The sequence below is a fragment of the Anabaena sp. 90 genome (assembly GCF_000312705.1).
Classification (GTDB): Bacteria; Cyanobacteriota; Cyanobacteriia; order Cyanobacteriales; family Nostocaceae; genus Dolichospermum; species Dolichospermum lemmermannii.
On sequence record NC_019427.1, the window covers coordinates 2,107,705 to 2,123,184 of the forward strand.

A 15,480-nucleotide genomic window follows, 5' to 3' on the forward strand; every position below is an offset into this window, starting at 1 on the left:
TTGATTGGTGCAGTAATTGGTTTTACAATTGCTTTTATAATTGGTCCAGTAATTAATTTATTGATGGGTTATTTTATTGCAACGCTTTTTATAGCAATTGTAATAGTCCTTGGGGCTGTTGGAGGGGTTCATTCTGTTTTATATGATGATTTTTATCAGTTTAAAGAATGGAAACGGTCTGAATTTGTACTGTATTTACTCACAGCAGGATTAGGAAACAGCTTAGGAATTCTTTATATAGCTAGATTAACCAATCCCTACATCCTATTTGCACTAACTGGAACAAGTTTACCCGCACTTTCTATGCTGGTTTATCCACCCCTAAAAAGACGTAAATTAATTGCTAAATATCGTCAGTCTGAGGAATCTTTAATTAAGCCGTGAAAATGTCAGTCATGTAGGTTGGGTTAAGCGACAGCGCAACCCAACAAAAGATATAATAAAAATATCAGAATCAGGATATCCAGGATTAAAGGATTTACAGGATGAAGAGATTAAATATTTATTGTCTGAATCAGGATATCCAGGATTTAAGGATTTACAGGATGAAGAGATTAAATATTTATTGTCTGAATCAGGATACCCAGGATTTAAGGATTTACAGGATCAAGAGATTAAATATTTATTGTCTGAATCAGGATACCCAGGATTTAAGGATTTACAGGATGAAGAGATTAAATATTTTCAATGATCACCAAATTCTATTAATCTACCAATTCTGTCAATCATGATAACAAAGCCTGATAGCGTGGCGTATCCATATCAGGATATATGGAATTCAATTGTTTTATGAATGAACTATCTTTGAGAAACACACAATTATTTAATTATTCAAATCATCAAAATCCAAATCCCAACAAAAATCCTGTACATCCTTAAATCCTGGACATCCTGATTCTGACAAAAATATTTAATTATTCAAATCATCAAAATCCAAATCCCAACAAAAATCCTGTACATCCTTAAATCCTGGACATCCTGATTCTGACAAAAATATTTAATTATTCAAATCATCAAAATCCAAATTCATACAAAAATCCTGTACATCCTTAAATCCTGGACATCCTGATTCTGACAAAAATATTTAATTATTCAAATCATCAAAATCCAAATCCCAACAAAAATCCTGTAAATCCTTTAATCCTGGACATCCTGATTCAGACAAAAATATTTAATTATTCAAATCATCAAAGTCATGTAGGTTGGGTTAAGCAACAGCGCAGCCCCACAAAAGAATAATATAATATTGGGTTTTCTCAACTCAACCTACATAATGCTATAATCAACAAATAACTACTTGGTATCATATCATGATGATTACTCAAGAATTAGAATGTCAAGAAAACATCTCCCAAGATGTAATATTTCCCCCAAGTGATTTATATAGTGATGAACCGACCGTGGAAACAGAACTACATCTAAGACAAATAATTCTACTTTTCAAATGTCTAGAATGGTTATGGAAAGATAGAAATGATTTCTATGCTGCGGGAAATCTCACCATTTACTATAGTCCTAATCAGAAAAAATCTGAATATTTCCGAGGTCCAGATTTCTTTGTCGTCTTAGGAACAGAACGCAAAACTCGCAAAAGTTGGGTAGTTTGGGAAGAAGATGGTAAATATCCTAATTTCATTTTAGAAATTCTCTCACCAACTACAGCTAATACAGATAGAGAATATAAAAAAGAACTTTATCAAAATACCTTCCGCACACCAGATTATTTTTGGTTCGACCCTTATACACTAGAATTTGCAGGTTTTCATTTAGTAGACGGAGAATATCAACCTTTAGAACAAAATCAGCAAGGATATTTGTGGAGTCGTCAGCTAGGTTTATATTTAGGAATTTATCAAGGACTATTACGGTATTTTACACCAGCAGGAGAGCTAGTTCCCACACCTGAAGAAACCGCAGAAAAAGAAGCGAAAAAATCAGAACGTTTAGCAGCAAAACTGCGGGAGTTAAATATAGATCCTGATACAATTTAATGTAGGTTGGGTTAAGCGACAGCGCAACCCAACAACAGCTTTAATAAACCAATGATGAAAATGTCTGAATCAGGATATCCACCGATTTAAGGATTTACAGGATGAAGAGATTAAATATTTTTAATAATCACCAAATTCTGTGGATATGACAATTCTGTGAATGATGATAAAAATATCTTATTAAGCATGAATAGGATTACATTACTTTCACCATCAAATATTTTATTCAGCAATCCTATGTCCTGCGAATCTGCCAATCATAAAAATCTAAATCCCAACAAAAATCCTGTACATCCTTAAATCCTGGATATCCTGATTCAGACAAAAATATTTAATTATTCAATTCCGAAAATCCAAATCCAAACAAAGATCCTGTACATCCTTAAATCCTGGATATCCTGATTCAGACAAAAATATTTAATTATTCAATTCCGAAAATCCAAATCCAAAGAAAAATCCTGTAAATCCTTAAATCCTGGACATCCTGATTCTGACAAAAATATTTAATTATTCAATTCCGAAAATTCCTTTTTAATGACAGGGGTAATTACGATGCAGTTACTTGCCTCTTAATTGATTGATAAAATATTATTAAATCGTTCAGCAAAAAGATAACTTAGAACACAAACCCAGATATGAAGCCCGTTGTACAGCTAACTTAGAGAATTTTGTTGTATGTTTGTTCATTACAGAAGCCGTCTAGACTGCATAAATGTTAGGATTGCCACAGAGTGAGAATCGCGTAAGAGAAGGAAAAAAAACTGAATGGCAGAATTTGAAAAGTCAATATCCTTTGATGGACGGGATATTCGACTGACGGTTGGCCTACTAGCCCCCCAAGCAGGTGGGTCGGTTTTGATACAATCAGGAGATACAACTGTTTTAGTAACGGCTACAAGGTCAGCAGCGCGGGAAGGCATTGATTTTTTGCCACTGACCGTAGATTACGAAGAAAGATTGTACGCAGCGGGAAGAATTCCTGGGGGAATTATGCGCCGAGAAGGTCGTCCACCGGAAAAGTCAATTCTTACCAGTCGGCTGATTGACCGTCCACTCCGTCCTTTATTCCCTTCATGGTTGCGGGATGACTTGCAAGTTATGGCAATAACTATGTCAATGGATGAGCAAGTCCCTCCTGATGTGTTAGCAGTAACAGGTGCTTCAATTGCTACCCTCATTGCCCAAATTCCTTTTAATGGACCCATGGCCGCAGTGCGAGTAGGCTTAGTGGGGGATGATTTTATTATTAACCCTACCTACGCAGAAATTGCAGCGGGAGATTTGGATTTAGTCGTCGCCGGTTCACCAGATGGGGTAATCATGGTGGAAGCGGGTGCAAATCAATTGCCAGAGCGAGATATTATTGAGGCGATTGATTTTGGCTACGAAGCAGTTCGGGATTTAATTCAGGCCCAGTTAGATTTACTGGATGAATTAGGTCTAAAACTGGTGCAAGAAGCACCACCAGAACCAGATCAGACATTAGAAAACTATATCCGCGATCGCGCTAGTAATGAGATTAAAAAAATCTTAGCGCAATTTGAGTTAACTAAAACTGATCGTGATATTGCTTTGGACGCAGTTGAAGATAGTATTGCTGATGAAATCAAAGCTTTACCAGAAGAAGACCCCATTCGCATTGCTGCTACAGCAAACTCTAAAGCTCTTGGCAATACATTCAAAAGTATTACTAAATACTTCATGCGCCGTCAAATTGTCGAAGATAATGTCCGCGTAGATGGTCGCAAACTTGATGAAGTCCGCCCTATATCTTGTCGAGTTGGCATAATACCCAAACGAGTTCATGGTAGCGGTTTATTCAATCGGGGACTGACTCAGGTACTATCAATGTGTACCCTTGGGACTCCCGGAGATGCCCAAAACCTCAACGATGACTTGCAACTAGAACAAACCAAACGTTACCTGCATCACTATAACTTCCCTCCCTTCTCCGTCGGCGAAACCAAACCATTACGCGCCCCTGGGAGACGAGAAATCGGACATGGTGCATTAGCAGAACGGGCATTATTACCTGTACTACCATCCAAGGAAAAATTTCCCTACGTAATTCGCGTAGTATCAGAAGTTCTTTCTTCCAATGGTTCGACTTCAATGGGTTCAGTTTGTGGTTCTAGCCTATCCCTCATGGATGCCGGTGTACCAATTACTAAACCTGTGAGTGGTGCGGCAATGGGCTTGATTAAGGAAGGGGACGAAGTGCGAATCCTTACCGACATTCAAGGCATTGAAGACTTTTTAGGTGATATGGACTTCAAAGTTGCCGGTACAGATACTGGGATTACCGCTTTGCAAATGGATATGAAAATATCTGGGTTGCCTTTAGAGGTAATTGCCCAAGCTGTCAACCAAGCCAAACCTGCCCGGTTACATATTCTGGAAAAAATGCTCCAGACTATTGACACACACAGGGAAGAAACTTCACCCTATGCCCCACGTCTGTTGACCATCAAGATTGATCCTGACATGATTGGTCTAGTCATTGGACCTGGAGGGAAAACCATCAAGGGGATCACTGAAGAAACTGGTGCAAAAATTGACATCCAAGATGATGGTACTGTCACCATTTCCGCAGTTGATGAAAACCGAGCTAAGAGAGCGCGGAATATCGTTCAAGGCATGACTCGTAAACTCCATGAAGGGGACGTTTACATCGGTCGTGTGACACGAGTTATACCCATTGGTGCTTTTGTGGAGTTCTTGCCCGGTAAAGAAGGCATGATTCACATTTCTCAGCTTGCTGACTATCGCGTTGGCAAGGTTGAAGATGAAGTAGCTGTTGGTGATGAGGTGATTGTCAAAGTGCGAGAAATTGACAATAAGGGACGAATTAACCTCACACGCTTGGGTATTCACCCAGATCAAGCAGCAGCAGCACGGGAAGCAGCAGCCGTAAACCATTAAATCGCTGGTTGGATTTTAGATTTTAGATTACAGATGAATCGCAAATCTAAAATCCGCGATGCCTTGCTAGTAGGCATCGCTGTCGAATTCTTTATTATTTAAGTATAAAAAATTAAATTTAATTGGGTTGTTAAAATAGAATTTTCCTCCTCACCCTGATGATATGATGGCGCAGTCCTTACGCCCCTAGGAGTTTGCGATCGCTAAATTCTGGTTGACATTAGACTTTTTAGTGCGATATAATGGTATGCTATTTAAAGTGTATTGATTGCTGCACTAGGCTAAAAAAGTATATCAATAATATCGGTAGCTAATATGGCCTAAGTAATGCCTAGATGCCAATTTTTTGTTGTTTATTAATGAGGTGAATATGGCAAAGCGCCGTAACCCGAAAAAAGAAAAGGCGCTACGAAACCAGGCCTACGCCAGAAAGTTTCGTAAACGTACCACCACAGGTAGAATGGGCAGAAGATTCCAACAAAGACCGCCCAAGAGTGAAGAGGAAGACACAGGCGCAGCAGCAATGGACGCTGCTGATTAGTACGTCTGGTTAAATTTTACTCTTTCATATTCTGAATTTTTAGGGTGTACACGAGTACACCCTTATTTGTTGTCAGTGGTCAGTAGGGGCGAAGCATTTGGAAGATAAATTATCGGTCATTGCCAAAAATAGTTCTCCAAATGCTTCGCCCGTACAGTTGTCAGTTGTCAGTTGGAAGATAAATTATCGGTCATTGCCAAAAATAGTTCTCCAAATGCTTCGCCCGTACAGTTGTCAGTTGTCAGTTGGAAGATAAATTATCGGTCATTGCCAAAAATAGTTCTCCAAATGCTTCGCCCGTACAGTTGTCAGTTGTCAGTTGGAAGAAAGAATTGAATTTCTCCCCTGTTCCCTGTTCCCTGTTTCCTAACTTAGAAATTATTTCACAATGAGTTGAGTCCGGGCGTTGAGAAGAGCTTGTCTAACTTGGACAAAGCCTGTGCCTCCGTAGCTGTTGCGGGCTGCAACTACTTGACGTGGGGTTATGGCTTCATAAATATCAGCAGCAAATGCGGGATGGATTTGTTGCCATTCTTCTAGCTGCAAATCTTTGAGTAGTTTACCAGCGGCAATACTGGTTTTGACGACTTTGCCCACAATGTTATAAGCTTCGCGGAAGGGTACACCCCGCGCTGCCAGATAATCTGCGACATCGGTAGCGTTAGCAAAGTCTTCTGTAACTGCTGTTGCTAATCGCTGATGACGAAATTCTAAACCTTCTTGCAGTAAAATTGTCATTGCTTCTAAACAGGCTTTGACTGTGTTCACGCTGTCAAATATGCCTTCTTTGTCTTCTTGGAGGTCTTTGTTATAAGCCAGGGGTAAACCCTTCATAATTACTAACATGGCTTGCAGATGACCAAATACTCGCCCGGTTTTGCCGCGCACTAATTCGGGTACGTCGGGGTTTTTCTTTTGGGGCATAATGCTAGAACCTGTGGCACAGCTATCTTTGAGGGTGACGAAGCGAAATTCTTCAGATGCCCACAGAATCACTTCTTCGGACAGACGGCTGAGGTGAACCATGATGATACTAGCAGCACAGAGGAATTCTATGGCAAAGTCCCGATCGCTCACTCCGTCCAAGCTGTTAGCATAAACATTGTCAAAATGTAATAAATTGGCTGTATAGTGGCGGTCAATAGGAAAAGTTGTTCCCGCTAAAGCACCACAACCCAAGGGGGAGATATTCACTCGTTTACAAACGTCTTCCAAGCGTTCCCAATCCCGTTGTGCCATTTGGAAGTATGCCAGTAAATGGTGCGCTAAACTTACTGGTTGGGCGCGTTGTAGGTGGGTATAGCCAGGAATCAGAGTTTCGACATTTTTTTCGGCTATATCAACTAAGACTGTCTGAAAGTCCCGTAATTGCTGGCGAATTTGTTGAATTTGATCGCGGAGGTATAATCGAGTATCTGTACCTACTTGGTCATTGCGAGAACGGGCGGTGTGAAGTTTTTTACCTACATCTCCGACAATTTCCGTAAGGCGCTTTTCTACGGCAAAATGCACATCTTCGGCATCAACACCGGGTTGGAATTGCCCTTGACGATATTCTTGACGAACTCGTTCTAAACCGTTAAACAGTGCTTCCCCTTCTTCGTGGGAAATTATACCTGTATGAGCCAACATTTTGGCATGGGCTTGAGAACCAGTAATGTCATATTCGATAAGTTCAATGTCAAAACTGATACTTGCATTGAAACGAGCGATCGCCGGATGCAGCGCGGACTCAAACCGCTGACTCCAAGTTTGTTTTTCGGTCATAAATCTGAAGGGAGAGGCAGAAATTATTTTTAGATGTTAGATTTTCAATACCTTGTCCAAATTGGAAAAAGCCTTGATTTGTAGGTTGGGTTGAAACATGAAACCCAACATGAGCCTTGGGTTGCGCTGTCGCTTAACCCAACAAAGCAGAAAATGGACAAGGTATTGATTTTGGGCGTTGCTGAATTGAGGTATGAAATTGAAAAATCAAAAAAATGAAACTCTTACTCTCTGAGACTGGATCACCTCTGCGTGTTAGCGAAGCGGGGCGAAGCCCAATAAAATCATACTCTTAATCAGCAACGCCGATTTTGAATCATGATTAATCCAAAATCTAAAACCTAGAATATAGCAGTTGTCAAGTAGTTTAAAACAGATACTGATCAAAAAAAATCAGATACCAAAAGACTTTCAACTCTATTCCTTGTTCCTGACCATAAATTTAACTGTAACTGGTTAAACCTTTAAACATATAGCCAATGACAAAACCAATAACCATCGCCCAAATTTGCCCAGTTTTGACAAAGTGATTCCAAGCACCTTGGATTTGACCCAAAATGTCTGTCTCTTTTACAAGACCATATATAAAGTAGTCTGTGTAATTACTAACAGTAAAATTGATATGAAAGTCCAAATTTCCCAAGATGAGAAATAGTGAGTCGTTAAGGTGTTCCATGAGATAAATATCGTAATTATACGCAGTTTTTACGGTCATACTTTAATATTTTTCTGCTGCCAAGCGTAATTTTTCTGAAGTTCTTAAAATTTGTCCCGCTAAAACCGCTGCACCAAAGCCATTATCTATATTGACCACACCTATACCAGCAGCGCAAGAATTGAGCATTGTTAATAAAGGTGCTAAACCGGAAAAACTTGCACCATAACCAATACTGGTAGGAACAGCAATCACTGGACAATCCGTCAAACCTGCTACCACACTGGGTAAAGCCCCTTCCATGCCCGCTACCACAATTAATACTGATGATGATTCTAGCAGGTGACGGTTACTTAATAAACGGTGAATTCCGGCTACACCCACATCCCAAAGACGCTGTACAGAAAAACCCGAAAGTTCCGCAGTGACAGCGGCTTCTTCGGCGACGGCTAAATCAGCAGTACCAGCGGAGAGAATCCCGATTTGTCCAGGAAATCTGACTTCAATCACCGGAGGAACAATGGCACAAATTCGGGCTTGTTCGTAATATTGGATACCTCTAACTTTTTTTTGCAATGCAGAATATACTTTTGGCTCAATGCGGGTAGCCATGACTACGGAAGTGCGGTGGCGCATGACTTCCATAATTTGAGCAATTTGTTCCGGTGTTTTACCAGGTCCCCAAATTACTTCCGGGAAACCTGTTCTTAATTGACGATGGTTGTCTATTTTAGCAAACTCACCTACAGATTCATATTGTAAGTTTTTGAGGGAGTCAAAGGCTATCTCTGGGCTAATTGTACCATTGGCGACGGATTCTAAGAGCGATCGCAAATTTTCGGGTTGTGTCACAGCAATTTTAGATTTTAAGTGAATATAATTATCCTTGATATGCGCTTGATATACACAAACATCAATTTATACTATAAATCTATTTTATAGGAATCCGGTTTGATTTATGCAAGGGTAAAGCAAAAGCTAAACCCCTACTTGTCACGGCTTCTTGTGTACGAAATTTGTTCAAAATATTGCCTTTGCTTTTAGGTTGATTATGTTTATAACCTTAATGATACCATATCAAAAGTAGATTAAGTAAGTCCATAAATTTAATCAAACCATGAACAAATACACCAATAAAAACAAGTATCTAAATATTTTAAATAAATTCATGATTAGCCTGATATGTTGTATTTTTATAATCAACATATCTATGGGTTATTCTCAAGATAAAACCGTAACTATTCAAGATAAAGCTATACCTGTTGCCCAAAATTCAGAAATTGTGAATAAAATAGATGGAACTCCTGTGTTATTAGGAAATACAACACTATTTGTAATTCAGAAAAATGTCGGTTCATTTTCTCACCAAGCGCGAGCGCAAGCTGTCACCAATAGACTAGAAAAAATTGCTAATGATCCATTAATATCTATGGATAAATTGCGAGTTGTAGAAAATTCAGATACAACTAATATTGTCATAGGGGATAAAACATTATTTACCATCACAGACAAAGATGCTAAAGCTGTAAATAAAACAAGACAAATACTAGCAGAAAAATGTATAGAAATAATTAGAAATGCCATCAATCAATACAGAAAAGAACGTAGCTTATATAATATTTTGAAGGGGCTATTTTATACTTTTATTTCAACAGTAATTTTATTCGTGTTCCTGAAAGTGTTTAATCAAGTTTATCCCAGAATTATTACTAAATTACAAAATTGGAGAGGAATTAGAATTCCTGAGTTAAGAATTCAAAATATAGAACTTTTACCCACAGCTAGAGTCAGTAATATTGTGACTAGGCTAGTTAAGATTATCTGCATAATTATAGTAATTAGTATTTTATATATCTACATTTCTTTAGTTTTAAGTTTTTTTCCTTGGACAAAACAAATAAGTTCTAGACTTATTAGTTATTTTCTAGGAGCAATTTATAAAAGTTGGTTAGCATTTGCCGATTATTTACCTAATATATTTGCATTAGCATTAATTTTCTTCATTACCCACTACAGTCTTAAATTTATTCGCTATATTTTCACAGAATTGGGTAATGGAAATATATCCATTTCCGGCTTTTATAATGACTGGGCAGAACCAACTTATAAACTGGTATTCTTAATTATAGTCGCCCTAGCATTAGTCTTAGCATTTCCTTATTTACCAGGATTTGGTTCACCAGCTTTTCAGGGTATCTCAGTATTTTTAGGTGTTTTATTTTCATTAGGTTCAACGGCTGTTATTACTAATGTTGTCGCGGGAACTATTCTTATTTATACCCGTGCTTTCCAAATAGGCGATCGCATTAAAATTGGTGACGCTATAGGTGATATAGTAGAAAAAACCCTGCTAGTTACCCGCATTCGTACCATTAAAAATGTGATCATTACTATTCCTAATGGAACTGTATTAACTAGCCAAATTATCAACTATAGTTCCCTATCACAAGACCCTAATTATTATCTAATATTAAATACTACAATCACACTGGGGTATGATGTGCCTTGGCGAAAAGTTCATCAAGTTTTAATTGATGCAGCAATAGCAACAAATAATATTTTAGCCGAGCCTGTTCCCTTTGTATTCCAAACCAGTTTAGATGATTTTTATGTCAGCTATGAATTAAATGCTTATACCAATAAACCTATACTCATGGCAAGTATTTATTCAGAACTCCACCAAAACATTCAAGATAAATGTAATGAAGCAGAAATTGAAATTCTGTCTCCCCATTACTCTGCTGTCAGAGACGGTAATCAGACGACTATACCAGAAAATTATTTGCCTCAAGATTACAAATCACCAGGATTTCGGCTATCTTCTTTAAATAATCTGTTCAACCCTGATAACAGTAAAAATACACCAGATTCATGAATGTAAATTAACTTTTTATTTAATAAGGAGTAACTTGTGGAAAATGCTTCAAAGACAATTCAAAACTTACTGGCGGATGCTATAGTTGTCAAATTGATTGAAGTAACTTCAGGAATTATTATAGTTGCCATTGTTTTCCGAATTTTAGCTCAAGTTTTACCGCGCCAAGTTCAAGACAGTGATTTGCGCTATCATATCCGCAAAGCCATTACCTTCATTGGCTATGCAATTATGGCTTTATTAATTGTTTTGATATTTAGTGATAGCCTGGGAAAACTAACAGTAATTTTTGGGGTAATTGGTGCTGGTGTCGCCTTTGCATTACAAGAAGTAATTGGGAGTTTTGCTGGTTGGGTAGCTATTTCCTTAGGTCAATATTACAAACCAGGAGATAGAGTATTACTGGGTGGGATAATGGGAGATGTTATAGATATTAGTATTTTGCGGACTACCTTAATGGAGTGCGGTGCTTGGGTAAAAGCTGATCTTTATAATGGTCGTATTGTGAGAATTGCTAATAGTTTTGTATTTAAAGAACCCGTATTTAATTATTCGGCAGATTTTCCCTTTGTATGGGATGAAATTACTGTACCAGTAAAATACGGGAGCGATCGCTCTTTAACCAGAGAAATTCTGCAACAGGTAGCTAACGAAGTTGTCGGGGAATATATGCCTCAAGCCAAGGCACAATGGCAACACATGGTACACAAATATTTAATTGAAGATGCCAAAATTGAACCTGCTGTCACCCTAACAGCTAACGACAACTGGCTAGAATTTACCCTGCGTTATATAGTGGACTACAAACAACGTCGAGGCAAAAAAGATATCATCTTTAGTCGGATTCTTGACGAATTCGACAACACAAACGGAAGTATAAGCATTGCGTCCACCACCATTCATATAGTAGAAACACCCGCATTTAACGTCAAACTTGTGGACAACAGAAATGAAATATCCCAATAAGAAACCAATAGCTCAAACTCTTACTCTCTGAGCCTCTGCGCCTCTGCGTGTTAGCGAAGCGGGGCGAAGCCTGACGAATTACCTACTTCGTAATTTTAATTTCATGAATATTCCAAAAAGCACCACCAAGCGCAGAAAATTTAATACCTTCAAAACGATTTCGCACTGCTGAGAGAGAATAGGAATTAACCAAATAAATAAAAGGCAAATACTCCTGCGTTAATTGTTGACTTTCCCCATAAATTTCCTTTAATTTAACCTCATCAAATTCCTGTGCGCCTTGAATATAAAGTTCATTAATTTTATTTTCCCAGTCAGCAACTTCCCAACCTTCAATCGGTTTTTGTCCAGCTTGAGGTTTTTGATTAAACATATGTAATCCCCCTTGAGGCGACCAGACATTTGCACCATCATTTGGTTCTAAACCCCCTGTTAAACCTATTAAACAAGCATCCCAATCTAAAGTATTAGAAAGTTTATCTATAAAGGTATTCCAAGCCAATGGTGTAAAATCTACTTGAATCCCAATTTTACTTAAATCCTGTTTAATTTGCGAACCCATTGACTCCCGAATTTTATTACCAGCATTAGTTAACAATGCAAATCTCACCTCATTACCTTGATCATCTACTAAGAGATTTTTTTCATTATATTTAAATCCCGCTTTTAGTAGCAATTCTTTGGCTTTATCAGGATTGTATTTATAAACCTTTAAACCCTGTTCTGGTGATAAAAAATAATGACTTTGGACAGAAATAGGAGAATTTTGAGGTGTACCTAAACCGCGAAAAGTATTATTTAACATGGTTTGTCTATCAATAGCATAGGCTACCGCTTGGCGAAATTGCACATTATTAAACCATTTAGATTTAATAGGATCAACTAATGGTTGATTTTTCCTTTTTCCCTTATTTAAGTTAAAGGAAATAAAGGAAGTGCTAGAACTCGGACCACCATTATATATTCTAAAATTACCTTGTTTTTCCTGGACTTTTAACAAAGAAAAATAATCAGGAGAAACACCAATAGTATCTAAATCTCCAGAGCGAAATTGGAGTAGAGAAGTATCAGTTGATTCCACAATTTGCCAAACTATCCGTTCAATATAAGGTTGTGGTTTACCTTGAGCATCTTTACGCCAATAATAGGGGTTACGGCGAAAAATTACCCGTTGACTGGTATCGTATCTTTCCAGTTTATAGGGTCCATTAACAATAAGTTCTTGGGGAGGAGTATCAACACCCCATTTACTTAAAAATTCCAATTTCCCATCTTTATTTTTGGTTTTAACTGATTTTTCTAAAATATGAGCAGGTAAAATAGATGCTCCTGTATTTAGTAAAAAAGGTCTAAATGGTTCAGGGACACTAAATTCTACTCTTCTATTATCTATTTTTTTGACAGTTGGTAATTTGCGATCTTTTCCGACTCTTAAAACATCTCTAGTATCTGTAGGGATATTTTCATTCAAATAAATATCATTATAGGTAAACACAACATCATCAACTGTTAATGGTTGTCCGTCTGACCATTTTAAACCTTCGCGCATGGTAAAGGTAATTTTGGTTTTATCTGGTGATATTTCCCATGATTGGGCTAACACACCTTCTATTTTTCCGTCAATAGGATTTTGAGTTAATAATCCTTCATAAGTGTAACCGAAAATATTTGGTGATTCGGAACTTAGCGCAGCATTAAATGTTTTTGGATCACTGAGAATACTCGTTACTAATTGGGGTATTTGAGCCGCATTGGTTTTTAATTTAGTTGGGTTACAAGCGGTAATTGTCATTGCTGTGAAAGCAATGATTGTGATTAATAAGAAAAAGCGTTTTGTGGAATGGAGTATTTTTTGTAATGTCATAGTTTATTACCAGATATTAATATGAGAATGATTTAGACTCTAGCCAACCTAGAAAGTTTTTGGTGATTGGTAATTAGTAAGAATTTCTTCACTATTACCTATTTCGTAACTTTAATTTCATGAATATTCCAAAAAGCACCACCAAGGACAGAAAATTGGATACCTTCAAAACGATTTCTAATTGCTGACATAGCAGAGGAATTTACCAAATAAATAAAAGGTAAATACTCCTGTGTTAATTGTTGACTTTCCCCATAAATTTCCTTGACTTTCACCTCATCAAATTCCTGTGCGCCCTGAATATAAAGTTCATTAATTTTCACTTCCCAAGGTGCAACTTCTCTCCCTTCTATGGGCTTTTGTCCAGATTGGGGTTTTTGATTAAACATATGTAATCCCCCGTCAGGTGACCAAACATTAGCACCATCATTAGGTTCTAATCCATCAATTAAACCTAATAAACCAGCCTCCCAATCTAAAGTATTAGATATCTTACCTATAAAAGTATTCCATGCCAAGGGAGTAAAATCAACTTGAATGCCAATTTTACTCAAATCTTGTTTAATTTGCGAACCCATTGATTCCCGAATTTTATTACCAGCATTGGTGAGTAAACTAAATCTGACTTCGTTACCTTGATTATCCACTAAAAGATTTTTGTCATTATATTTGAATCCTGCTTTTATTAGTAATTCCTTCGCTTTATCAGGATTATATTTATAAACTTTTAGTCCCTTTTCTGGTGATAAAAAATAAGGACTTAGAACAGAAATAGAAGAATTTTGGAAAGTACCCAAACCACGAAAAGTATTATTTAACATGGTTTGTCTATCAATAGCATAAGCTACCGCTTGGCGAAATTGGACATTATTAAACCATTGAGATTTAATAGGATCAACTAATGGTTTATTATTTCTTTTCCCTTTATTTAAGTTGAAAGAAAGAAATAAAGTGCTAGAACTTTGACCACCATTATATATTGTAAAATTTCCTTGTTTTTCCTGAACTTTTAACAGCGAAAAATAATCAGGGGAAACACTAATAGAATCTAAATCACCGGAACGAAATTGGAGTAAAGAAGCATCTGTTGATTCCACAATTTGCCAAATTATCCGTTCAATATAAGGTTGTGATTTACCTTGAGCATCTTTACGCCAATAATAGGGATTACGGCGAAAAATTATCCGTTGACTTGTATCATATCTTTCAATTTTATAAGGTCCATTAACAATAATTTCTTCTGGGGGAGTATCAACACTCCATTTACTCAAAAATTCCAGTTTACTATCTTTATCTTTTGTTTTCACTGATTTTTCTAAAATATGAGCAGGTAAAATAGATGCCCTTGTATTTAGCAAAAAAGGTCTAAATGGTTCAGGTACACTAAATTCTACTCTTTTATTATCTATTTTTTTCACAGTTGGTAATTTGCGATCTTTACCAATTCTCAAAACATCTCTAGTATCTGTGGGAATTTTTTCATTTAAATAAATATCATTGTAGGTAAATACGACATCATCAACTGTTAATGGTTGTCCGTCTGACCATTTTAAACCCTCACGCATGGTAAAGGCAATTTTGGTTTTATCAGGTGATATTTCCCATGATTGAGCTAATGCTCCTTCTATTTTACCGTTAATAGGATTTTGCGTTAATAATCCTTCATAAGTAAGATCAAAAATATTTGGTGATTCAGAACCAAGTGCCGCATTAAATGTTTTTGGATCATTCAGAATACTTCTGACTAATTGCGAAACTTGAGCCGCATTGGTTTTTAATTGAATTGGGTTACAAGCGGTAATTGTTGTTGCTGTAAAAGCAATAATTGTGATTAATAAGAAAAAGCGTTTCGTAAGATTGAATAATTTTTCTGTTAATGTCATAATTTATTACCAAAAA

At 37.0% G+C, this 15,480-nt stretch carries 14 protein-coding genes; 9 read left to right on the forward strand and 5 right to left on the reverse strand.

The features are described from left to right. The 7 genes from ANA_RS26845 (at position 1) to ANA_RS27530 (ending at position 5,846) form a co-directional block, all read left to right on the forward strand. Positions 1-384, forward strand: a complete 384-nt coding sequence (locus ANA_RS26845; protein WP_162471195.1) for a hypothetical protein — start codon at positions 1-3, stop codon at positions 382-384. 121 nt (positions 385-505) lie between these two features. Then, on the forward strand, positions 506-691 hold the full coding sequence (locus ANA_RS09365) for a hypothetical protein (protein ID WP_015079830.1): 186 nt from the start codon (positions 506-508) through the stop codon (positions 689-691). A 619-nt stretch (positions 692-1,310) separates the two neighbouring features. Next, a complete protein-coding gene (locus ANA_RS09370) occupies positions 1,311-1,991 on the forward strand; it encodes a Uma2 family endonuclease (RefSeq protein WP_015079831.1) in 681 nt (226 codons plus the stop codon). Positions 1,992-2,756: 765 nt separating this feature from the next. Next, positions 2,757-4,913: a polyribonucleotide nucleotidyltransferase gene (locus ANA_RS09375; protein ID WP_015079832.1), complete on the forward strand. Its 2,157-nt coding sequence runs from the start codon at positions 2,757-2,759 to the stop codon at positions 4,911-4,913. Positions 4,914-5,283: 370 nt separating this feature from the next. Further along, positions 5,284-5,454 carry a hypothetical protein gene (locus ANA_RS27030; protein WP_015079833.1) on the forward strand — a complete coding sequence of 57 codons (171 nt, stop codon included), beginning with the start codon at positions 5,284-5,286 and terminating at the stop codon, positions 5,452-5,454. A gap of 97 nt (positions 5,455-5,551) precedes the next feature. After that, positions 5,552-5,710, forward strand: coding sequence for a hypothetical protein (locus ANA_RS27525; RefSeq protein WP_235082000.1), 159 nt, complete (start codon positions 5,552-5,554; stop codon positions 5,708-5,710). Beyond that, the gene (locus tag ANA_RS27530) at positions 5,700-5,846 is read left to right on the forward strand and encodes a hypothetical protein (RefSeq protein ID WP_168652175.1); all 147 of its coding nucleotides are present in this window, start codon (positions 5,700-5,702) and stop codon (positions 5,844-5,846) included. The genes ANA_RS27525 and ANA_RS27530 overlap by 11 nt, the downstream gene beginning before the upstream one ends. On the opposite strand, the gene argH is transcribed toward ANA_RS27530, so the two are convergent. From argH to larB, 3 genes are all read right to left on the reverse strand, one after another. Further along, positions 5,833-7,221: an argininosuccinate lyase gene (gene argH, locus ANA_RS09380; RefSeq protein ID WP_015079834.1), complete on the reverse strand. Its 1,389-nt coding sequence runs from the start codon at positions 7,219-7,221 to the stop codon at positions 5,833-5,835. The two genes, ANA_RS27530 and argH, sit on opposite strands and share 14 nt — an antisense overlap. A 442-nt stretch (positions 7,222-7,663) precedes the next feature. Continuing rightward, positions 7,664-7,936, reverse strand: a complete 273-nt coding sequence (locus ANA_RS09385; RefSeq protein ID WP_015079835.1) for a hypothetical protein — start codon at positions 7,934-7,936, stop codon at positions 7,664-7,666. Positions 7,937-7,939: 3 nt separating this feature from the next. After that, complete coding sequence (gene larB / locus ANA_RS09390) at positions 7,940-8,728, reverse strand: nickel pincer cofactor biosynthesis protein LarB (RefSeq protein ID WP_015079836.1); 789 nt, start codon at positions 8,726-8,728, stop codon at positions 7,940-7,942. A gap of 358 nt (positions 8,729-9,086) precedes the next feature. Between larB and ANA_RS09395 the strand changes: the two genes are divergently transcribed. Then, the gene (locus ANA_RS09395; protein WP_235082002.1) at positions 9,087-10,751 is read left to right on the forward strand and encodes a mechanosensitive ion channel family protein; all 1,665 of its coding nucleotides are present in this window, start codon (positions 9,087-9,089) and stop codon (positions 10,749-10,751) included. Between the two features lie 36 nt (positions 10,752-10,787). Beyond that, positions 10,788-11,717 (forward strand): mechanosensitive ion channel family protein, encoded by a 930-nt coding sequence (locus tag ANA_RS09400; protein WP_015079838.1) that lies wholly within the window; start codon positions 10,788-10,790, stop codon positions 11,715-11,717. A gap of 82 nt (positions 11,718-11,799) precedes the next feature. Here ANA_RS09400 and ANA_RS09405 read toward each other — a convergent pair whose 3' ends face one another. Both ANA_RS09405 and ANA_RS09410 read right to left on the reverse strand, forming a co-directional pair. Continuing rightward, positions 11,800-13,581, reverse strand: coding sequence for an ABC transporter substrate-binding protein (locus tag ANA_RS09405; protein ID WP_015079839.1), 1,782 nt, complete (start codon positions 13,579-13,581; stop codon positions 11,800-11,802). 98 nt (positions 13,582-13,679) lie between these two features. Continuing rightward, complete coding sequence (locus ANA_RS09410; protein ID WP_015079840.1) at positions 13,680-15,464, reverse strand: ABC transporter substrate-binding protein; 1,785 nt, start codon at positions 15,462-15,464, stop codon at positions 13,680-13,682. Positions 15,465-15,480: the final 16 nt, after the last annotated feature.